This is a genomic window from Pseudomonas sp. NFX5, from assembly GCF_049132125.1.
Classification (GTDB): domain Bacteria; phylum Pseudomonadota; class Gammaproteobacteria; order Pseudomonadales; family Pseudomonadaceae; genus Aquipseudomonas; species Aquipseudomonas marginalis.
Genome location: NZ_JAFMZG010000009.1, coordinates 424690 through 444154 on the forward strand (window position 1 = coordinate 424690; position 19465 = coordinate 444154).

Genomic DNA, 19465 nt, shown 5'->3' on the forward strand with positions numbered 1-19465 from the left:
AGAAACATGGACGTCCTCCGCCCAAAAGCCCTGGAACAGATCTACGCCCACGCCAGCCGCAGCTACCCCGAGGAATGCTGCGGCTTTGTCTTCGCCGACGGCAGCGTGTACCTGGGCAGCAACATCCAGAACGAACTGCACCGCAAAAACCCCGAGATGTACCCGCGCAGCGCGGCCAATGGCTACACCTTCTCGGTGGCCGACACCCTGCTGATGAACAAGGCGTTTCGCAGCGACAACCCGGTGGTGGTGATCTACCACTCCCACCCGGATGTCGGCGCCTATTTCAGCGATGAAGACCAGGACAAGGCCCTGTTCATGGGCGAGCCGATCTACCCCGTCAGTTACCTGGTGGTCGACGTTCGCCAGGGCCAGGCCCTGGGTTCAAAACTGTTTGCCTGGGATGGCGAGCATTTCACCCTTAACCCCTTCAACGACCTGCACACGGAGTTGTCCATGAACGCTGTCTCTTTCCCCGACATTCTGGTTCGCGTGGCCAAGCTGCCGGAATCGACCCTCGAGGGCGCCGGATCGACATTGCGCGAAGTCATTGAAAACCTCTGCAGCAGCCACCCGCAGTTGCGCGCCCATCTGTTTCACGAAAAGAACAACCAGCTCAAGGAACACTTCCTGTTCACCGCCGAGGAAGAGCTGATCGGCGCCGATGACCGGCTGCCGGAAAAAGCCCGCATCGAAGTGCTGCTCGCCACCTCCGGCGGTATGGACGTCGACAGCCTCAGCAACGAGGAAGTGCAACGTTACGTGCGCCATATCACCCTGCCCGGCGTCGGCCGCGAAGGCCAGTTGAACCTCAAGAAAGCCAAGGTCCTGATCATCGGCACCGGCGGCCTGGGCTCGCCCATCAGCCTGTACCTGGCAGCGGCCGGTGTCGGTACCCTGGGGCTGGTGGATTTCGACGTGGTGGAAAGCAGCAACCTGCAACGCCAGATCGTCCACGGCAACAGCACCCTGGGCATGCCCAAGGTCGACTCGGCCAAGCAGCGCTTGCAGGACCTCAACCGCCATATCCAGATCAACGCCCACGACACCGCCCTGAACGCCGACAACGCCCTGGAACTGGTGGGCGCCTATGACCTGGTCATCGACGGCACCGACAATTTCGACACCCGCTACCTGGTCAACGACGCCTGCGTGCAACTGGGCAAACCCCTGGTGTACGGCGCCATCTACCGCTTCGACGGGCAGATCAGCGTGCTCAACTACCAAGGCGGGCCGTGCTACCGCTGCCTGTTCCCCAGCGCACCGCCCGCGGAACTGGCGCCCAATTGCAGCGCCGGAGGGGTGATCGGCGTGCTTCCCGGGGTGGTCGGGATGATCCAGGCCACCGAGGCGATCAAACTGTTGATCGGCATTGGCGAGCCCCTGTCCGGCCGCCTGATGCGCTTCGATGCACTGGCGATGAAGTTCAGCGAAATCCGTTTCAAGCGCCGTGCCGACTGCCCGTGCTGCTCCGACCTGCGCCACAGCGAAACCCTGGCGCCAGCCGTCTGTGCGGACGCCGTGCCCAGCCAACCGTCCCTGGCCGAAGAGCGCTATATCAAGCCGCGCGGACTCAAGCAGGTACTCGAACACCCCAGCAGCGCCGACGTGCTGCTGGATGTGCGCGACGCCAGCGAACTGGAGGTGTGCAAATTACCGGGGGTGGTGCATATCCCCCTGGCCGAGCTGGATGGCCAACTCGGGCGCCTCAGCCGCGACAACACCCATTACCTGATCTGCTACGCCGGCACCCGCGCCGAGCAAGCGGCCAGCACCCTGCTGGCGGCGGGTTTCGCCAACACCAAAGTCCTGCAAGGCGGCATGAAACACTGGGTTCGCGACGTCGAACCCGACATGCCGTTGTACTGACCCGGGGGCTGACCGATGCTGCATAACTCTATCCTCGACGCCATCGGCCATACGCCGATCGTCCGCCTGGCGCAGTTTTCCGAAGACCTTGGCATCGAGGTCTACGCCAAGCTCGAATCCCTCAACCCGGGGGGCAGCCACAAGGCGCGCATCGCCCTCGGCATGATCCTCGACGCCGAGCGGCGCGGCGTGCTGATCCGTGACGCCGGGCAAACCATCATCGAACCCAGCGGCGGCAATACCGGTATCGGCCTGGTGATGGCCGGCAACGTACTGGGCTACAAGGTGGTGCTGGTGATCCCGGACAACTACAGCCCCGAAAAACAGAAGCTGCTGCGCCTGTACGGTGCCAAGGTGGTGCTCTCCGACAGCCGCCTCGGCAACAATTCCCACGGTGAAAAATGCATGGAGTTGCAGCTGGAAAACCCCAGCTACGTGATGCTCAACCAGCAACGCAACGGCGCCAACCCGCAAACTCACCGTGACACCACCGCGCCGGAAATCCTCCGCGCCTTCGGTGATCGCCGTGTTGACTATTTCGTCAGCGGCATCGGCACCGGCGGCCATATCACCGGTATCGGCGAAACCCTCAAGGCCGCCTGGCCAGCCCTGCGCGTGATGGGCGTGGAGCCCGAAGAATGCGACCTGCTGAAGAACCAGCACGCGCCGCACCATATCCAGGGCCTGTCCATCGGCCTGATCCCGAGCATCCTCAACCTGGAGGTGATCGACGGCATGCTCAAGGTCTCGCGCCAGGACTGCATCGACATGATGAAACGCATCATGCGCACCGACGCCATCAGCCTGGGCCTGTCCTCCGCCGCCAACATGGTGGCCATCGCCAGGCTCGCCCCCGAATTGCCGCCCGAAACGGTGGTGTTGACCATGGTCTACGACAATGCCGACAGCTACCTGCCCAGTTTCGAATAACGGGTTTTCCAACCAGCCAGAATGCGGGGGTGCCTCCATGGGCGGCTTTATCGACATGCAACAGTTGCACGATGAGTTGCTCACCCAGCTCATCAAGACCCTCACCCCCATGCAGATGAAACAGCTGGAGCCGCACCTCGCGCCGCTGATCCAGAATGCCGCCCAGGCGGTGGCCGAGGACTTGATCGCCTATGCCTATCGCGACCCGGCATCCCGTGGCCGCGGCGAACTGATCCTGGAGTCCTACGCCTCGTTCAAGGCAGTGCTCTATTACCGGCTTGCGCATCAGGTGTGGAATTTCCCCGACCAGACCAACGGCGTGTTTTCACGCATCGCCCTCAAGCTGAGCAACCAGGGCAAGGTCCTGTCCGGGGCCGAAATCCACCCGGCGGCGCGTATCGGCCGGCGCTTTGTGCTCGACCACGGCTACGGCACGGTAATCGGCGAGACCTGCGAGATCGGCAACGATTGCTACATCCTCTGCGGCGTGACCCTGGGTGCCCGCGGCATCGCCAACAATCCCGATGGCAAGCGCCATCCGCGCCTGGGCAACAACGTCGAGGTCGGTTCCGGCGCCCGGGTGCTGGGCTATGTGCTGATCGGCGACAACGTGTTTATCAGCCCTTCCTGTGTGATCACCCAGGACGTACCCGCCGGCACCAAGGTGAAGGTGGTGAACCAGATCCAACTGCAAAAAAACGATGAATCGGACCACAGCAACTACCTCGGGGCCTTCGCCCTGGATGAGCGCCTGCACGTGGTCGGCGAGGTCAATGCCAGCCACAAGGTCACGGTGCTGGACGCCGACTTTCATCCGTTGCAAGGCCTGATGCTGGAGCCAACGGTGAAGGAACGTCACCACCTGCAATTCAGGCTGCACCGCCTCGAATCCGGCAACTACCTGCCGCGCCTGCCGCTGAACCTGAAAGTCTGCGGGCCGGAATTCGAAATCACCCTGCTCTCCCCCCCTGGCTTGAGCGCGATGGTGCGCCACCTGCTGCAGGCCAGCCCACTGATCGTCGGAGGTTGAACATGTCCGTGCACACCATGGAAACCCTGGCGCTGTTTGACAGCGCGCCCTACCAGAACGCATTCAGCGCCCGGGTGATTGCCGTCAGCGAACACGGCATCGCCCTGGAGCACACCCTGTTCTACCCCACCGGCGGCGGCCAACCCGGCGATACCGGCCACCTGACCCTGGCGGACGGTACCCGGGTCGACGTGACCGGCACGGTGCGCGACCCGGTGCTGCGTTCGATCATCTGGCACCAGGTGGAACACTGCCCCGAGCAACTGGTCGCCGGCGTGCTGGTGGACGCCGGCCTGGATTGGGAGCGACGCTACCAGCACATGAAAATGCACACCTGCCTGCACCTGCTGTGCTCGCTCATCGACGCACCAGTGACCGGTTGCAGCATCAGTGCCGACAAAGGCCGCCTGGATTTCGACCTGCCGGAAATGACCCTCGACAAGGACAGCATCACCCGTGACCTCAATGCGCTGATCGAACAGGCCCACGAGGTGAAGACCCTATCGATGCCGGCTTCGGAGTACGCCACCCTGCTGCAGATCACCCGCACCCAGGCGGTTGCGCCGCCGGTGATCCAGGGTTCGGTACGGGTGATTGAAATCGGCGGGATCGATATCCAGCCATGCGGCGGTACCCATGTGCTCAACACCGAGGAAATCGGCCGGGTGTTCTGCGAGAAGATCGAGAAGAAGAGCAAGCACAACCGCCGGGTGATCCTGCGGTTTGAGTGAACGCAACAACTGTGGGAGGGGCTTGCCTCTCCCACATTTTTAGTTTTGCGGCGCCTGCTAGATGACGAACAGGTCCACGAAACGATTGACCGGCGTGGCCTCGAGCTTCGCCTGGTCCGTGCACAACGCAAAGATCTCGGCACTGCGCTGGGCGGTAAAGCGCGTGGCCAGGTTGGCTTTGAACTTGTCTTCCAGCAACGCAATGCCCTCCACTCGACGACGGCGATGGCCGATCGGGTATTCCACCGCCACTGGCTCGGTGCTGGAGCCATCCTTGAAGAACACCTGCACGGCATTGGCGATGGAACGCTTGTCGGCTTCCAGGTATTCACGGCTGTAGCGTGGGTCTTCGACGATGACCATCTTGTCGCGCAACTGATCAATGATCGGGTGAGCGGCGTGGAATGCATCCTCGTAGTGCTCGGCCACCAGGTTGCCGAATGCCAGGGGCACGGCGGTCATGTATTGCAGGCAATGGTCACGGTCGGCCGCATTGGCCAGTGGCCCGGCCTTGGAGATGATGCGAATCGCCGACTCATTGGTGGTGATCACGATGCGCTCGATGTCGTGCAGGCGATCCTTGACCAACGGATGCAAGGTCACCGCGGCTTCACAGGCGGTCTGCGCGTGGAACTCGGCGGGGAAGCTGATCTTGAACAACACGTTTTCCATCACGTAGGTGCCATACGGCTGGGACAGGCTGAACGCACGCTTGTCCTCGGGCTTGAGCGCCAGGTCGTTGTTGGTGTGGCTGAACAGCACGTCGTAGAAGCCCCATTGCAGCGCGCTCAGCACACCAGGGATGCCCATTTCGCCGCGCAGGGCTATATCCGCCAGGCGCACGCCGCGACTCGACGCATCCCCCGCCGCCCAGGATTTGCGCGAGCCGGCATTCGGCGCATGGCGATAAGTGCGCAGGGCCTGGCCATCGACGAAGGCGTGAGACAGCGCCGACAGCAACTGTTCGCGGTTGGCGCCCATCAGCTTGGCGGTAACCGCCGTGGAGGCGACTTTCACCAACAGCACATGGTCGAGGCCAACGCGGTTGAACGAGTTTTCCAGGGCAATCACACCCTGGATTTCGTGGGCCATGATCATCGCATCCAGCACCGCGCGCACGGTCAGCGGCGCGTCGCCATTGGCCACGCGCTGTTGCGATAGGTGATCCGCCACGGCAAGGATGCCGCCGAGGTTATCCGAGGGATGCCCCCACTCGGCGGCGAGCCAGGTGTCGTTGTAGTCGAGCCAGCGCACGATGCAGCCAATGTCCCAGGCCGCCTTGACCGGGTCCAGGCGAAACGAGGTGCCCGGCACCCGCGCGCCAAACGGCACCACCGTGCCTTCAACCATCGGCCCCAGGTGCTTGGTGCACTCGGGAAAACGCAGGGCCAGCAGGCCGCAACCGAGGGTGTCCATCAGGCAGTTGCGGGCGGTGTCCAAGGCGGCCTGGGACTCGATCCGGTAGTTGAGGACATAGTCTGCGATGTCCTGCAAAACCGGGTCGTAGTCGGGGCGGTTGTTCTGGTCGACGTTAGTGCTCATGGCAGATCTCCAAAGTGAGTTAGGGTTGTTGCATCCTCAGGGTCAGGGTTGATCGTTTCGCAGGTCTGAATGCCTGCTTATGACTGTGGGAGGGGGGCTTGCCCCTCCCACAGGGGATTGGTGTTGGACTTTAGAAAGAGTCGCCGGGTACGCGGACGAAACCTTCCATCAACACCCGCGCACTGCGGCTCATGATGGCTTTCTTCACCACCCACTCACCGTCCACCTGGGTGGCTTCAGCCCCCACGCGCAAGGTGCCGGAGGGATGCCCGAAGCGCACGGCATTGCGTTCAATACCGCCCGCAGCGAGGTTGACCAAGGTCCCCGAAATCGCCGCCGCCGTGCCGATCGCCACCGCCGCCGTGCCCATCATCGCGTGGTGCAGCTTGCCCATGGACAGGGCGCGCACCAGCAAATCCACATCGCCGGCCTTGATCGCCTTGCCACTGGACGCCACGTAGTCGGCAGGCTTGGCCACGAACGCCACCTTCGGCGTGTGCTGGCGCTGGGCCGCTTCGTCGAGGTGCTTGATCAGCCCCATGCGCAACGCGCCATAGGCCCGTACGGTCTCGAACATCGCCAAGGCCTTGGGGTCGCCGTTGATCGCGCCTTGCAGCTCGGTGCCGGTGTAACCGAGGTCTTCGGCGTTGATGAAAATCGTCGGGATGCCGGCGTTGATCAGCGTGGCCTTGAAGGTTCCGACACCCGGCACTTCCAGGTCGTCAACCAGGTTGCCGGTGGGGAACATCGAACCGCCGCCGCCCTCTTCTTCCGCCGCCGGGTCCATGAATTCCAGCTGCACTTCGGCCGCCGGGAAGGTCACGCCGTCCAGCTCGAAGTCGCCGGTTTCCTGCACCGCCCCGTCGGTGATCGGCACGTGGGCGATGATGGTCTTGCCGATATTGGCCTGCCAGACCCGCACCACGGCCACGCCGTTATGGGGCACGCGGGCCGCATCGACCAGCCCGGCGCTGATGGCGAACGAACCCACCGCCGCCGACAGGTTGCCGCAGTTGCCACTCCAGTCGACAAAGGGCTTGTCGATGGAGACCTGGCCAAACAGATAGTCCACGTCATGATCGGCGCGGGTGCTTTTGGCGAGGATCACGGTTTTGCTGGTGCTCGATGTGGCGCCGCCCATGCCGTCGATTTGCTTGTCGTAGGGATCGGGGCTGCCGATCACCCGTAGCAGCAAGGCATCCCGCGCCGCTCCCGGCACCTGCGCCGACTCGGGCAGGTCCTGGAGGCGGAAAAATACGCCCTTGCTGGTGCCGCCACGCATATAGGTGGCGGGGATCTTGATTTGCGCTGCGTGTGCCATGGTCATCCTCTTCAGGCGGTGGTCGCCGATTCCAGGAAATCCTGGGCAAAACGTTGCAACACGCCGCCCGCCTCGTAGATCGACACTTCTTCGGCGGTGTCCAGGCGGCACGTCACCGGCACCTCGACACGTTCGCCATCCTTGCGATTGATCACCAGCGTCAGCTGCGCACGCGGGGTGCGTTGGCCGATCACGTCGTAGGTTTCGCTGCCATCAATCTGCAAGGTGTGACGGTCGGTGCCCGGCAGGAACTCCAGGGGCAACACGCCCATGCCCACCAGGTTGGTGCGGTGGATGCGCTCGAAACCTTCGGCGGCAATCGCTTCCACACCCGCCAGGCGCACGCCCTTGGCCGCCCAGTCGCGGGACGAGCCCTGGCCGTAGTCGGCGCCGGCAATGATGATCAGCGGCTGCTTGCGCTCCATGTAGGTCTCGATGGCTTCCCACATGCGCGTGACCTGGCCTTCCGGTTCGATCCGCGCCAGGGAGCCCTGCTTGACCTTGCCGTTCTCCCGCACCATTTCGTTGAACAGTTTCGGGTTGGCGAACGTCGCGCGTTGTGCGGTCAGGTGGTCGCCACGGTGAGTGGCGTAGGAGTTGAAGTCGACTTCCGGCAGGCCCATTTTCGCCAGGTATTCGCCGGCGGCGCTGTCGAGCATGATCGCGTTGGACGGCGACAGGTGATCGGTAGTGATGTTGTCCGGCAGCACCGCCAGCGGGCGCATGCCCTTGAGCGGCCGCGCACCGGCCAGCGCGCCTTCCCAGTACGGTGGGCGGCGGATATAGGTGCTCTGCGGGCGCCAGTCGTACAACGGCGCGACTTTCGGGCCGGTGTCTTCGTGGATCGCGAACATCGGGATATACACCGCGCGGAACTGCTCCGGCTTGACCGAGGCCTTGACCACCGCGTCGATCTCTTCGTCGCTCGGCCAGATGTCCTGCAGGCGGATTTCCTTGCCGTCGGCGTCGAGGCCGAGCACGTCCTTCTCGATGTCGAAACGGATGGTGCCGGCAATCGCATAGGCCACCACCAGCGGCGGCGAAGCCAGGAACGCCTGCTTGGCGTACGGGTGGATACGCCCGTCGAAGTTACGGTTACCCGAGAGCACGGCGGTGGCGTACAGGTCGCGGTCGATGATCTCTTGCTGGATCACCGGGTCGAGCGCGCCGGACATGCCGTTGCAGGTGGTGCAGGCAAACGCCACCACGCCAAAGCCGAGCTTTTCCAGCTCATGGCCCAGGCCGGCTTCTTCCAGGTACATGGCCACGGTTTTCGAACCCGGTGCCAGGGACGACTTGACCCAAGGTTTGCGCGTCAGCCCAAGCCTGTTGGCGTTGCGCGCCAGCAGCCCGGCGGCGATCACGTTGCGCGGGTTACTGGTGTTGGTGCAACTGGTGATGGCGGCAATGATCACCGCGCCGTCGGGCATTTGCCCCGGCACTTCATCCCACTGGCCGGAGATGCCCTTGGCGGCCAGGTCGCGGGTGGCGACTCGGGCGTGCGGGTTGCTCGGGCCTGCCATGTTGCGCACCACACTGGACAGGTCGAAGGTGAGGCCACGCTCGTATTGCGCGCCTTTGAGATCGTCTGCCCACAGGCCGGTGTGGCGGGCGTATTGCTCGACCAGGGCGACTTGCTCGTCTTCGCGGCCGGTGAGTTTCAGGTAGGCGATGGTCTGCTGGTCGATATAAAACATGGCCGCCGTGGCGCCGTATTCCGGGGCCATGTTGGAGATGGTCGCGCGGTCGCCGAGGGTCAGTTTGGACGCGCCTTCACCGAAGAATTCCAGCCAGGCGCCGACCACTTTCTGTTGGCGCAGGAACTCGGTCAGGGCCAGCACCATATCGGTGGCGGTGATGCCCGGCAGCAACTGGCCGGTCAATTCGACGCCGACGCTTTCCGGCAGGCGCATCCACGACGCGCGGCCGAGCATGACGCTTTCGGCTTCAAGGCCGCCGACGCCAATGGCGATCACGCCCAACGCATCGACGTGGGGGGTATGGCTGTCGGTGCCGACGCAGGTATCCGGGAAGGCCACACCGTCACGCACCTGGACCACCGGGGACATTTTCTCCAGGTTGATCTGGTGCATGATGCCGTTGCCCGGCGGGATCACGTCGACGTTCTTGAAGGCCTTTTTGGTCCACTCGATAAAGTGGAAGCGGTCTTCGTTGCGACGGTCTTCGATGGCGCGGTTTTTCTCGAACGCGTCCGGGTCGAAACCACCGGCTTCGACAGCCAGGGAGTGATCGACGATCAACTGGGTGGGGACCACCGGGTTGACCTGGGCCGGGTCGCCGCCTTGCAGGGCGATGGCATCACGCAGGCCGGCGAGGTCGACCAGGGCGGTCTGGCCGAGAATGTCGTGGCACACGACGCGGGCCGGGAACCAGGGGAAGTCGAGGTCGCGTTTGCGTTCGATCAACTGGCTCAGGGATGCGTTGAGGGTGGCCGGGTCGCAGCGGCGCACCAGGTTCTCGGCGAGCACACGAGAGGTGTAGGGCAACGTGGCATAGGCGCCGGGGCTGATTGCATCGACCGCCGCGCGGGCGTCGAAGTAATCCAGGCGGCTGCCGGGGAGTGGTTTGCGAAATTCAGTGTTCATCGTCAGGACTCGGTCACGGTGATTGCAAAAGGAAGACCTGGGCCGATCCGGAATTGAAATGCGATCCAAATGTGGGAGGGGCGGTGCGACGATTCGACTTGCCCCCGATAGCGGTGTGTCATTCAACACCTATGGCAACTGATAAACCGCCATCGGGGGCAAGCCCCCTCCCACACTGGGTCCGGTTTCCACTTCGGGATCGTCGGTGTTCCCATTCAGCGACGTTCGATTGGCACGAACTTGCGCTGTTCGACGCCGGTGTACTCGGCGCTTGGACGGATGATGCGGTTGTTGGCGCGCTGCTCAAATACGTGGGCCGCCCATCCTGTAAGCCGCGAGCAGACGAAGATCGGCGTGAACAGCTTGGTCGGGATGCCCATGAAGTGGTACGCCGAGGCATGGTAGAAATCGGCGTTGGGGAACAGTTTCTTCTGCTCCCACATGGTCTTGTCGATGGCTTCGGAGACCGGGAACAGCACGGTGTCGCCCACTTCGTCAGCGAGTTTTTTCGACCAGCCCTTGATCACTTCATTGCGCGGGTCGTTGTCTTTGTAGATCGCGTGGCCGAAGCCCATGATCTTGTCCTTGCGCGCCAGCATGCCGAGGGTGCCTTCGACCGCTTCGTCTGCCGAACCGAAACGCTCGATCATTTCCATCGCCGCTTCGTTGGCACCGCCGTGCAGCGGGCCGCGCAGGGAGCCGATGGCGGCGGTGACGCAGGAATACAGGTCGGACAATGTCGAGGCACACACCCGCGCGGTAAACGTCGAGGCGTTGAACTCGTGCTCGGCGTAGAGGATCAACGACACGTTCATGACTTTTTCATGCAGTTCGCTCGGCTTCTTGCCATGCAGCAGGTGCAGGAAGTGGCCGCCGATGCTCGGCTCGTCGGTCACGCAGTCGATGCGCTTGCCGTCGTGGCTGAAGCGGTACCAGTAGCACATGATCGCCGGGAACGCGGCGAGCAGGCGGTCGGTCACGTCGCGTTGCACGCTGAAGTCTTTTTCCGGCTCGATATTGCCAAGGAAGGAGCAACCGGTGCGCATCACGTCCATCGGGTGGGCGTCGGCGGGGATGCGTTCGAGCACTTCTTTCAGCGCTTGCGGCAGGTCACGCAGCGTGCTCAGCCTGGCGCTGTAGGCGGCCAGTTCGGCCTGGGTCGGCAGTTCGCCGTACAGCAGCAGATAAGCGACCTCTTCAAACTGTGCATCGGCAGCCAGTTCGCGCACGTCGTAGCCACGATAAGTCAAGCCGGCTCCGGCCTGGCCCACGGTGGACAGTGCGGTCTGCCCGGCGACCTGGCCACGCAGGCCGGCGCCACTCAGTACTTTTGCTTCAGCCATGGTTTTTCTCCAATCTTGTCGTTATTCAGGGAGGCGTGTTCGTCACTTTTTCGCGGCGAACAGCGCGTCAAGCTTCTGCTCGAAGGTGTGGTAGTCGATGCGATCATAAAGCTCCATGCGGGTTTGCATGGTGTCGATCACGTTCTGTTGAGTGCCGTCGCGACGGATCGCGGTGTAGACGTTCTCGGCAGCCTTGTTCATGGCACGGAAGGCGGACAGCGGGTACAGCACGATGGAAACATCGGCAGATTTCAACTGTTCAGTGGTGTACAGAGGCGTGGCGCCGAACTCGGTGATGTTGGCCAGGATCGGCGCCTTCACACGGGCGGCGAACAGTTTGTACATCTCAAGCTCGGTAATGGCTTCCGGGAACACCATGTCGGCGCCGGCTTCGATGCAGGCGGCGGCACGCTCCAGGGCGGACTCCAGGCCTTCCACGGCCAGGGCATCGGTGCGCGCCATGATCACGAAGCTGTCATCGGTGCGCGCGTCCACGGCGGCCTTGATGCGGTCGACCATTTCCTGCTGGGACACGATCTCTTTGTTCGGACGATGGCCGCAGCGCTTGGCGCCGACCTGGTCCTCGATATGAATCGCGGCCGCGCCGAACTTGATCATCGATTTGACCGTGCGCGCGACGTTGAACGCCGAGGAGCCGAAGCCGGTGTCCACGTCCACCAGCAGCGGCAGGTCGCAGACGTCGGTGATACGGCGCACGTCGGTGAGTACGTCATCCAGGCCGGTGATGCCCAGGTCCGGCACGCCGAGGGAACCGGCCGCCACGCCGCCGCCCGACAGGTAGATCGCCTTGAAGCCGGCGCGCTTGGCCAGCAGCGCATGGTTGGCGTTGATCGCACCGACCACCTGCAAGGGATGCTCGCTGGCGACCGCGTCACGGAAACGCTGGCCGGGTGTGCTTTTATTGTTCGAACTCATGACTCACCTCTATCAGGGGCGCCGCCTGGGAAATGACGGGCAATATTGCGTTTGGAAGCACCGATATGCCGGCGCATCAACAACTCGGCCAGTTCACCGTCGCGATCGGCAATCGCATCAAGAATGCGGTGATGCTCGGCAAAGGCCTGGCGTGGACGATTGGGGGTGGCGGAGAACTGGATGCGGTACATGCGCACCAACTGGTACAGCTCGCCGCAGAGCATCTGGGTGAGGGTGCGGTTGCCCGCACCTTGAATGATCCGGTAATGAAAATCGAAGTCGCCTTCCTGCTGGTAATAGCCGACACCCGCCTGGAACGCGGCGTCGCGTTCGTGGGTGTGCAGCACCTGACGCAGCTCTTCGATCTCCGCGTCGGTCATGCGCTCGGCGGCCAGGCGACAGGCCATGCCTTCCAGGGACTCGCGGATTTCATACAGTTCAACCAGCTCGGCGTGGCTCAAGGACACGACCCGGGCGCCCACATGGGGCACGCGCACCAGCAGGCGCTGGCCTTCCAGGCGGTGGATCGCCTCGCGCAGCGGGCCACGGCTGATGCCGTAGGTGCGGGCCAGTTCCGGCTCGGAAATCTTGCTGCCGGGCGCGATCTCACCCTTGACGATGGCGGCCTGGATGCGTCGGAAGACGTTCTCGGACATCGTTTGGGATTCGTCCGACGCCATTATCGGAGCTTCTGATTGACCCAGCATATTGTCGACACCTTTGAAAGCAATGCGGCAAAAACTAGCCAATAAACCGCGACCAGTCAAAGAATAAATCGATATTGTCGACAATCGTCTAATAATCCCGGCTGTATCCCCTCAGGGCATGGCCGGCTGCCAGCGCTGGCGCCAGAAAAGCATCATGTTAGAATGCCCGCCGCATTTGCCTGACATCACTTGATGAAACGGCGCACGAAGGGAGCTTGCGCAGCAATGCCAGTCGCCTTGAATTGAACATCGCACTGCACCGCCTCAGGATCTATGAGACTCAAGCCCTTCCCCCTGTTGTTTTGCCTATTGTCCATACCGAGCCTTGGCGCTGCCGCCGAGAAGACGGTGTATGGCCTCAATGAATACGCGCAATTGGCCGGCATCGACCTGGAAGTAGCCGCCAAGCTCGACACCGGCGCCAAGACCGCCTCCCTCAGCGCCCGTGACATCAAGCGTTTCAAGCGCAACGGCGAATCCTGGGTGCGCTTCTACCTGGCCATCGACACCGCCCATTCCCATCCCATCGAACGCCCCCTGGCCCGCGTCAGCAAGATCAAGCGTCGCGCCGGCGACTACGACCCCGATGAGGACAAGAACTACACCGCCCGTCCTGTGATTGCCCTGGATATCTGCATGGGCACCGCTTTACGCAGCATCGAAGTGAACTTGACTGACCGCAGCGCTTTCCAATACCCGCTGCTGATCGGCTCCGAAGCGCTCAAACGCTTTGATGCGCTGGTCGACCCCAGTCTTAAATACGCAGCAGGCAAACCTGCCTGCGCCGCCGACGCTCATACCGCCGAGTAAACCGAATGCGCGCTCTAACCCTGCACCTGAGAATCCTGATCGCCATCCTGGTGGTGTTGGGTATTTCGGTCACCGCCTACCAGATCTTCGTGCTGGGCATTCCCGTCACCGAGGACGCCACCGACGACCTGTGGAACATCGACGCCAAGGTCGAGTTCGTCGCCAACCCCAAGGACCCGGTGAAGATCCAGATGTTCGTGCCGCCCTTGAGCCGCGACTTCGTCAGTCTTAATGAGAGCTTTATCTCGAATAACTACGGGGTGAGCGTCAACCGCATCGACGGCAACCGCAAGGTCACCTGGTCGGCACGCCGCGCCAAGGGCAACCAGACCCTGTATTACCGCCTGGTGCTGACCAAGCGCTACAGCGGCGAAAAAACCAAGATCAAGGGCCCGACCTTCCGCGACAGCATTGCCGTGGAAGGCCCGGAAAAAATCGCCGCCGAAGCCCTGCTGGCGCCGATCCGCCAGCATTCGGCCGACGTCGAGACCTTTATCACCGAGGCCATCAAGCGCACCAACAACCTCAACGACGACAACGTGAAGCTGTTGCTGGCCGGCGACCCGTCGACGCCGCACAAGGCCAAGATCGTCGAGCTGCTGCTGTCCATCGCCCACGTGCCGGTGGAAAAGGTCCACACCATCCGCCTGGTGGCCGACCAGCCGCAAACCCCGGAACTGTGGCTGCGCAGCTTCAATGGCAACGACTGGCTGTACTTCAACCCGGAAACCGGCGAACAGGGCCTGCCCGCCGACCGCCTGCTGTGGTGGACCGGCGATGAAAACCTGATCACCGTCGATGGCGGCAAGAAAGCCATGGTCACCTTCAGCCTCAATAACAGCGAAATGAACGCCATTCGCCTGGCCAAGCTGACCGACGAGAACACCGACGCCAACTTCCTCGAATACTCGCTGTACGGCCTGCCGCTGCAAACCCAGCAGACCTTCATGATCATGGTGATGATCCCGATTGGGGTGCTGGTGATCCTGATCCTGCGCAACCTGATCGGCCTGCAGACCCTCGGCACCTTTACCCCGGTACTGATTGCCCTGGCGTTCCGCGAGACGCAGCTGGGCTTCGGGATTGTGCTGTTCACGATTATCACCGCGCTCGGCCTGTCCCTCAGGTCGTACCTGGAACACCTGAAGCTGCAGATGCTGCCCAGGTTGTCGGTGGTGCTGACCTTCGTGGTGGTGCTGATCGCCGCCATCAGCCTGTTCAGCCACAAGCTGGGGCTGGAGCGCGGGCTGTCGGTGGCGCTGTTCCCGATGGTGATCCTGACCATGACCATCGAACGCCTGTCGATCACCTGGGAAGAGCGCGGCGCCAGCCATGCCATGAAAGTCGCGATTGGTACGCTGTTCGCCGCGTCCCTGGCGCACATCATCATGAGCGTGCCGGAGCTGATCTACTTCGTATTCACCTTCCCGGCGATCCTGCTGATCCTGGTGGGCTTCATGCTGGCAATGGGCCGCTATCGTGGCTACCGCCTGACCGAGCTGGTGCGATTCAAGGCCTTCCTCAAGGCTGACTCGTAATGTTCGGCTTCTGGAAGACCTGGAAGGCCCTGGAAGCGCGGGGGATCATGGGCATCAACCGGCGCAATGCCGACTACGTGCTCAAGTACAACAAGCGCAGCCTGTATCCGATCGTGGATGACAAGATCATCACCAAGGAGCGGGCCATCGCCGCCGGCATCCATGTGCCGGAAATGTACGGGGTGATCTCCACCGAGAAGGAAATCGACAAGCTCGACGAGATCATCGGTGGGCGCAGCGACTTCGTGATCAAGCCGGCCCAGGGCGCCGGCGGCGACGGCATCCTGGTGGTGGCGGACCGTTTCGAGGGGCGCTATCGCACGGTGTCGGGCAAGATCATCAGCCATGAAGAGATCGAGCACCAGATTTCCAGCATCCTCACCGGCCTGTACTCCCTGGGGGGCCACCGCGACCGTGCGCTGATCGAGTACCGCGTGGTGCCTGACCAGATCTTCAAGAGCATCAGCTACGAAGGCGTACCGGATATCCGCATCATCGTGCTGATGGGCTACCCGGTGATGGCGATGCTGCGCTTGCCGACCCGCCAGTCGGGCGGCAAGGCCAACCTGCACCAGGGCGCGATCGGCGTGGGCGTCGACCTCGCCACCGGCCTGACCCTGCGCGGTACCTGGCTGAACAACATCATCACCAAGCACCCCGACACCACCAACGCGGTGGATGGCGTGCAACTGCCCAACTGGGACGGGTTCATGAAGCTCGCGGCCGGCTGCTACGAGCTGTGCGGGCTGGGGTATATCGGCGTGGACATGGTGCTCGACCAGGAAAAGGGCCCGCTGATCCTGGAGCTGAATGCGCGGCCGGGGCTGAATATCCAGATCGCCAACGACTGCGGCCTGACCTTGCGCACCCATGCGGTGGAGGCGCGACTGGAAGAACTGAAAGCCGCCGGCGTGACGGAAACTCCGGAAGAGCGGGTGAAGTTCGTGCAGGAGATGTTCGGGCATATTCCCCCCGTGGAAGGCTGATCCGGTCTTCGAACTGTCTATCCCCGACATCCCCCCTAGGAGCAAATCCTACGGGGGACTACAATCCCTCTCCCCCCGCGCCATTGGCTGATCCAACCCCGCATGTCGACCTGCTCCGTACACCCATTGCCCTACCGGGCCAACCCCGCCGAGTATTTTGCGGCGATTCGCCACGCTCCCGGCGCGGTCCTGCTCGACAGCGGCCGCCCGGCGGCCGAGCGTGGGCGTTACGATCTGCTCAGCGCCTGGCCCGACGCAACCTTGACGGTAGCGCCTGACGAAAGCGGCGCTGCTTTCCTGCAACGCTTGCGGGAAAACCTGACGCGACTGGGTGAAGCCACAATTCCTGCCGGTTTGCAGTTGCCGTTCGCCGGTGGCTTGATCGGCTACCTGAGCTACGACTTCGGTCGGCACCTGGAGCCCATGCCGCACCTGGCGGTGGATGACCTGCACCTGCCGGACGCGCGCTTCGGGCTGTACGCCTGGGCACTGATCAGTGACCACCAGGCCCGGAGCAGCCAACTGGTGTTTCACCCCTCGCTGGCAGACAGCGAACGGCAACGGCTGATCGCGTTGTTCAGCCATGGGGCGGTCGACACCTCTGCGACGTTCAAACTCCAGGGCCCGATGGCCCCCGACCTCAGTGCCGAGGCCTACCGCCTGGCCATCGTGCGGATCCAGGATTACATCCAGGCGGGCGACTGCTACCAGGTCAACTTCGCCCAGCGTTTCCGCGCGCCGTGCCTGGGTGATCCCTGGGCCGCCTACTGCGCGTTGCGCGAAGCCTGCCCGACGCCGTTTTCCGGGTTCCAGCGCCTGCCGGACGACGGCGCAGTGCTGAGCCTGTCGCCGGAGCGTTTCGTGCGCATCAGCGAGCGCCACGTCGAGACCCGCCCGATCAAAGGCACCCGCCCCCGCGGCCTTACGCCGGAAGAAGACGCGGCGAATGCCGACGAACTGCTGGCCAGCCCCAAGGACCGCGCCGAGAACCTGATGATCGTCGACCTGCTGCGCAACGACCTCGGCCGCACGTGCCGCACCGGCTCGGTCAATGTGCCGGAATTGTTCAGTCTGGAAAGCTACCCCAATGTGCACCACCTGGTCAGCAGCGTGACCGGCACGTTGGCCGACGACAAAGATGCCCTCGACCTGATCGCCGGCAGCTTCCCCGGCGGCTCGATCACCGGCGCGCCGAAGATTCGCGCGATGCAGATCATCGACGAACTGGAGCCCACACGCCGTGGGCTGTACTGCGGTTCGCTGGTGTACCTGGATGTGCGCGGCGAGATGGACAGCTCCATCGCCATCCGCAGTTTGCTGGTCAAGGATGGCCAGGTGTGCTGTTGGGGCGGCGGTGGGATCGTGGCGGATTCGCAGTGGGAGGCGGAGTACCAGGAGTCGCTGACGAAGGTGCGGGTGTTGTTACAAACGCTGGAAAGCCTGTAGCGCACAGTGCCTTCCTGGCTCTCAGACGCAGCGCCGAGCAGTAGAAAAAACCTGAATCAGAACCGCAGTAGACGTAGTTGAACTTCGGAAGATAGCGTCCGGCTTCAACCGTCCACCCGCCGTCTGTGAAGGATCACATGAAGCGACTGCCTACCCGTCAGGAAATATTTCCGAGATTGCACCCCCTCTCAACCGCGCCTATCATCTCCCAAATTGGGAGGTTGCAGCGATGCGGATAATCGCCCTATCGACCTTACGAATATTCTGGGAAAGCCAACCCGCCTATATCGATGCAAAGGCACCGCTTATTGAACTGTATCGCCATATGGAAAAGGCCATTTACCCGACGCCACAAGCACTCAAGGCAGCGCTCAGGACCGCGAGCATTCTCAAAGGTGGCAGGGTTGTATTCAACGTGGGCGGCAACAAATATCGAGTGATCATGGCGATCGATTACCAGCGACAGCTTGGGTTCATACGGTTCGTAGGGACTCATGCGCAGTACGACCAGATCAACGCGGAGACCGTGTAATGAACATCAAACCCATACACTCCCAGGAAGACCTCACTGCGGCACTCGCGCGGGTGCAGCAGCTCTGGGGAGCGGACATCGGCTCGACTGAAGGCGATGAGCTGGAAATTCTTGCAGTACTCATTGAGAAGTACGAAGCCGAACATTACCCAATGCCACCCTCTGATCCGGTGGAAGCCATTAAATTTCGCATGGAGCAACTGGGCATGACTGCCCGCGACCTGGAGCCATTTATCGGCACCAGCGGACGGGTGTCAGAGGTGTTGAACCACAAGCGCAAGCTGAGCCTGTCGATGATCAAGCGGCTGCATGAAGGCTTGAGTATTCCTTATGAGCGGTTGCTTGCAGAGGGCTGACAGGAACATAGGCAGTGGCTTTACCCGCCCCATCAGCCCGGCCGAAAAAATTAAAGGCTCAACGGCCGATTCGAAGCCTTGATGAATTCCTTCTTCAAATCTTCAAACGTATGCACCGCCGGGAATTGCGGGAACTCGCGGATCACGTTCTCCGGCGCATGGAACAGAATCCCACGGTCGGCCTCGCCCAACATGGTGGTGTCGTTGTAGGAGTCGCCCGCGGCGATCACGCGGTAGTAGAGGGTCTTGAACGCCAATACCGACTGGCGCTTGGGGTCTTTCTGGCGCAGTTGGTAGCTGACCACGCGGTCGTTTTCGTCGGTGATGAGACGGTGGCACAACAAGGTCGGGAAGCCCAGCTGGCGCATCAGCGGCTGGGAGAATTCGTAGAAGGTGTCGGACAGGATCACCACTTGGAAGCGCTCGCGCAGCCAGTTGACGAACTCGATGGCACCGTCCAGCGGCTTGAGGGTGGCGATCACTTCCTGGATGTCGGCGAGCTTGAGCCCGTGTTCGTCGAGGATGCGCAGGCGCTGCTTCATCAGCACGTCGTAGTCGGGAATGTCCCGGGTGGTGGCCCGCAGGGATTCAATGCCGGTTTTTTCGGCGAAGGCGATCCAGATTTCCGGCACCAGCACCCCTTCCAGGTCGAGACAGGCAATTTCCACAAGACACTCCCATTAGATGTTGTTAGTTGAGCGAGCAAAAGGACTGCCGAACTCTAGCGATTCAAGCCCGCCGCCGCAACGCAGGGCGGATTTTGATACCATCGCTCCCCTATA

At 62.4% G+C, this 19465-nt stretch carries 17 protein-coding genes; 10 read left to right on the forward strand and 7 right to left on the reverse strand.

The annotated features are described in order from the left end of the window. Nucleotides 1-6 precede the first annotated feature (6 nt). From moeB to J1N02_RS05925, 4 genes are read left to right on the forward strand one after another with little or no spacing between them, the layout of a single operon-like run. Nucleotides 7-1869 carry a molybdopterin-synthase adenylyltransferase MoeB gene (gene moeB, locus J1N02_RS05910; RefSeq protein WP_027603678.1) on the forward strand — a complete coding sequence of 621 codons (1863 nt, stop codon included), beginning with the start codon at nucleotides 7-9 and terminating at the stop codon, nucleotides 1867-1869. 15 nt (nucleotides 1870-1884) lie between these two features. Then, entirely contained in the window at nucleotides 1885-2799 is a 915-nt protein-coding gene (locus J1N02_RS05915; protein WP_027603677.1) for a PLP-dependent cysteine synthase family protein, read from the forward strand. Between the two features lie 37 nt (nucleotides 2800-2836). Continuing rightward, a complete protein-coding gene (locus tag J1N02_RS05920) occupies nucleotides 2837-3829 on the forward strand; it encodes a serine O-acetyltransferase (protein WP_065940684.1) in 993 nt (330 codons plus the stop codon). Between the two features lie 2 nt (nucleotides 3830-3831). Continuing rightward, complete coding sequence (locus tag J1N02_RS05925) at nucleotides 3832-4560, forward strand: alanyl-tRNA editing protein (RefSeq protein ID WP_092355416.1); 729 nt, start codon at nucleotides 3832-3834, stop codon at nucleotides 4558-4560. Nucleotides 4561-4617: 57 nt separating this feature from the next. Here J1N02_RS05925 and prpD read toward each other — a convergent pair whose 3' ends face one another. The 6 genes from prpD to J1N02_RS05955 form a co-directional block, all read right to left on the reverse strand. Next, nucleotides 4618-6102, reverse strand: a complete 1485-nt coding sequence (prpD, locus tag J1N02_RS05930; protein ID WP_421147220.1) for a 2-methylcitrate dehydratase — start codon at nucleotides 6100-6102, stop codon at nucleotides 4618-4620. A 130-nt stretch (nucleotides 6103-6232) separates the two neighbouring features. Further along, a complete protein-coding gene (gene prpF / locus J1N02_RS05935; protein ID WP_027603673.1) occupies nucleotides 6233-7423 on the reverse strand; it encodes a 2-methylaconitate cis-trans isomerase PrpF in 1191 nt (396 codons plus the stop codon). 11 nt (nucleotides 7424-7434) lie between these two features. Further along, entirely contained in the window at nucleotides 7435-10029 is a 2595-nt protein-coding gene (gene acnD / locus J1N02_RS05940; protein ID WP_065946896.1) for a Fe/S-dependent 2-methylisocitrate dehydratase AcnD, read from the reverse strand. 215 nt (nucleotides 10030-10244) lie between these two features. Next, on the reverse strand, nucleotides 10245-11372 hold the full coding sequence (gene prpC / locus J1N02_RS05945) for a bifunctional 2-methylcitrate synthase/citrate synthase (protein ID WP_027603671.1): 1128 nt from the start codon (nucleotides 11370-11372) through the stop codon (nucleotides 10245-10247). A 42-nt stretch (nucleotides 11373-11414) separates the two neighbouring features. Beyond that, nucleotides 11415-12308 carry a methylisocitrate lyase gene (prpB, locus tag J1N02_RS05950; protein WP_027603670.1) on the reverse strand — a complete coding sequence of 298 codons (894 nt, stop codon included), beginning with the start codon at nucleotides 12306-12308 and terminating at the stop codon, nucleotides 11415-11417. Beyond that, on the reverse strand, nucleotides 12305-13015 hold the full coding sequence (locus J1N02_RS05955; protein ID WP_027603669.1) for a GntR family transcriptional regulator: 711 nt from the start codon (nucleotides 13013-13015) through the stop codon (nucleotides 12305-12307). Before J1N02_RS05955 ends, prpB begins: the two co-directional genes overlap by 4 nt. A gap of 273 nt (nucleotides 13016-13288) precedes the next feature. On the opposite strand from J1N02_RS05955, the gene J1N02_RS05960 reads away from it, so the two are divergent. From J1N02_RS05960 to J1N02_RS05985, 6 genes are all read left to right on the forward strand, one after another. Continuing rightward, nucleotides 13289-13825 (forward strand): ATP-dependent zinc protease, encoded by a 537-nt coding sequence (locus tag J1N02_RS05960; RefSeq protein WP_027603668.1) that lies wholly within the window; start codon nucleotides 13289-13291, stop codon nucleotides 13823-13825. 5 nt (nucleotides 13826-13830) lie between these two features. Further along, nucleotides 13831-15363, forward strand: coding sequence for an inactive transglutaminase family protein (locus J1N02_RS05965; RefSeq protein ID WP_027603667.1), 1533 nt, complete (start codon nucleotides 13831-13833; stop codon nucleotides 15361-15363). Then, nucleotides 15363-16349, forward strand: coding sequence for an alpha-L-glutamate ligase-like protein (locus J1N02_RS05970; protein WP_027603666.1), 987 nt, complete (start codon nucleotides 15363-15365; stop codon nucleotides 16347-16349). Before J1N02_RS05965 ends, J1N02_RS05970 begins: the two co-directional genes overlap by 1 nt. Nucleotides 16350-16451: 102 nt before the next feature. After that, nucleotides 16452-17795: an aminodeoxychorismate synthase component I gene (pabB, locus tag J1N02_RS05975; protein WP_092355427.1), complete on the forward strand. Its 1344-nt coding sequence runs from the start codon at nucleotides 16452-16454 to the stop codon at nucleotides 17793-17795. Between the two features lie 229 nt (nucleotides 17796-18024). Beyond that, nucleotides 18025-18327 (forward strand): type II toxin-antitoxin system HigB family toxin, encoded by a 303-nt coding sequence (locus J1N02_RS05980; protein ID WP_053132719.1) that lies wholly within the window; start codon nucleotides 18025-18027, stop codon nucleotides 18325-18327. Beyond that, nucleotides 18327-18683, forward strand: coding sequence for a helix-turn-helix domain-containing protein (locus tag J1N02_RS05985; RefSeq protein ID WP_027603663.1), 357 nt, complete (start codon nucleotides 18327-18329; stop codon nucleotides 18681-18683). The genes J1N02_RS05980 and J1N02_RS05985 overlap by 1 nt, the downstream gene beginning before the upstream one ends. 50 nt (nucleotides 18684-18733) lie before the next feature. Here J1N02_RS05985 and thrH read toward each other — a convergent pair whose 3' ends face one another. After that, nucleotides 18734-19351: a bifunctional phosphoserine phosphatase/homoserine phosphotransferase ThrH gene (gene thrH, locus J1N02_RS05990; RefSeq protein WP_027603662.1), complete on the reverse strand. Its 618-nt coding sequence runs from the start codon at nucleotides 19349-19351 to the stop codon at nucleotides 18734-18736. Between the last annotated feature and the right edge of the window lie 114 nt (nucleotides 19352-19465).

Bases quoted from the DNA above. Each gene is read 5' to 3' on its own strand.
- J1N02_RS05965 (WP_027603667.1), top strand. From the start codon at position 13,831: ATGCGCGCTCTAACCCTGCACCTGAGAATCCTGATCGCCATCCTGGTG.
- J1N02_RS05920 (WP_065940684.1), top strand. From the start codon at position 2,837: ATGGGCGGCTTTATCGACATGCAACAGTTGCACGATGAGTTGCTCACC.
- J1N02_RS05970 (WP_027603666.1), top strand. From the start codon at position 15,363: ATGTTCGGCTTCTGGAAGACCTGGAAGGCCCTGGAAGCGCGGGGGATC.
- prpB (WP_027603670.1), bottom strand. From the start codon at position 12,308: ATGAGTTCGAACAATAAAAGCACACCCGGCCAGCGTTTCCGTGACGCG.
- J1N02_RS05960 (WP_027603668.1), top strand. From the start codon at position 13,289: ATGAGACTCAAGCCCTTCCCCCTGTTGTTTTGCCTATTGTCCATACCG.
- J1N02_RS05980 (WP_053132719.1), top strand. From the start codon at position 18,025: ATGCGGATAATCGCCCTATCGACCTTACGAATATTCTGGGAAAGCCAA.
- prpC (WP_027603671.1), bottom strand. From the start codon at position 11,372: ATGGCTGAAGCAAAAGTACTGAGTGGCGCCGGCCTGCGTGGCCAGGTC.
- acnD (WP_065946896.1), bottom strand. From the start codon at position 10,029: ATGAACACTGAATTTCGCAAACCACTCCCCGGCAGCCGCCTGGATTAC.
- prpF (WP_027603673.1), bottom strand. From the start codon at position 7,423: ATGGCACACGCAGCGCAAATCAAGATCCCCGCCACCTATATGCGTGGC.
- J1N02_RS05985 (WP_027603663.1), top strand. From the start codon at position 18,327: ATGAACATCAAACCCATACACTCCCAGGAAGACCTCACTGCGGCACTC.
- prpD (WP_421147220.1), bottom strand. From the start codon at position 6,102: ATGAGCACTAACGTCGACCAGAACAACCGCCCCGACTACGACCCGGTT.
- J1N02_RS05955 (WP_027603669.1), bottom strand. From the start codon at position 13,015: ATGCTGGGTCAATCAGAAGCTCCGATAATGGCGTCGGACGAATCCCAA.
- pabB (WP_092355427.1), top strand. From the start codon at position 16,452: ATGTCGACCTGCTCCGTACACCCATTGCCCTACCGGGCCAACCCCGCC.
- J1N02_RS05925 (WP_092355416.1), top strand. From the start codon at position 3,832: ATGTCCGTGCACACCATGGAAACCCTGGCGCTGTTTGACAGCGCGCCC.
- J1N02_RS05915 (WP_027603677.1), top strand. From the start codon at position 1,885: ATGCTGCATAACTCTATCCTCGACGCCATCGGCCATACGCCGATCGTC.
- moeB (WP_027603678.1), top strand. From the start codon at position 7: ATGGACGTCCTCCGCCCAAAAGCCCTGGAACAGATCTACGCCCACGCC.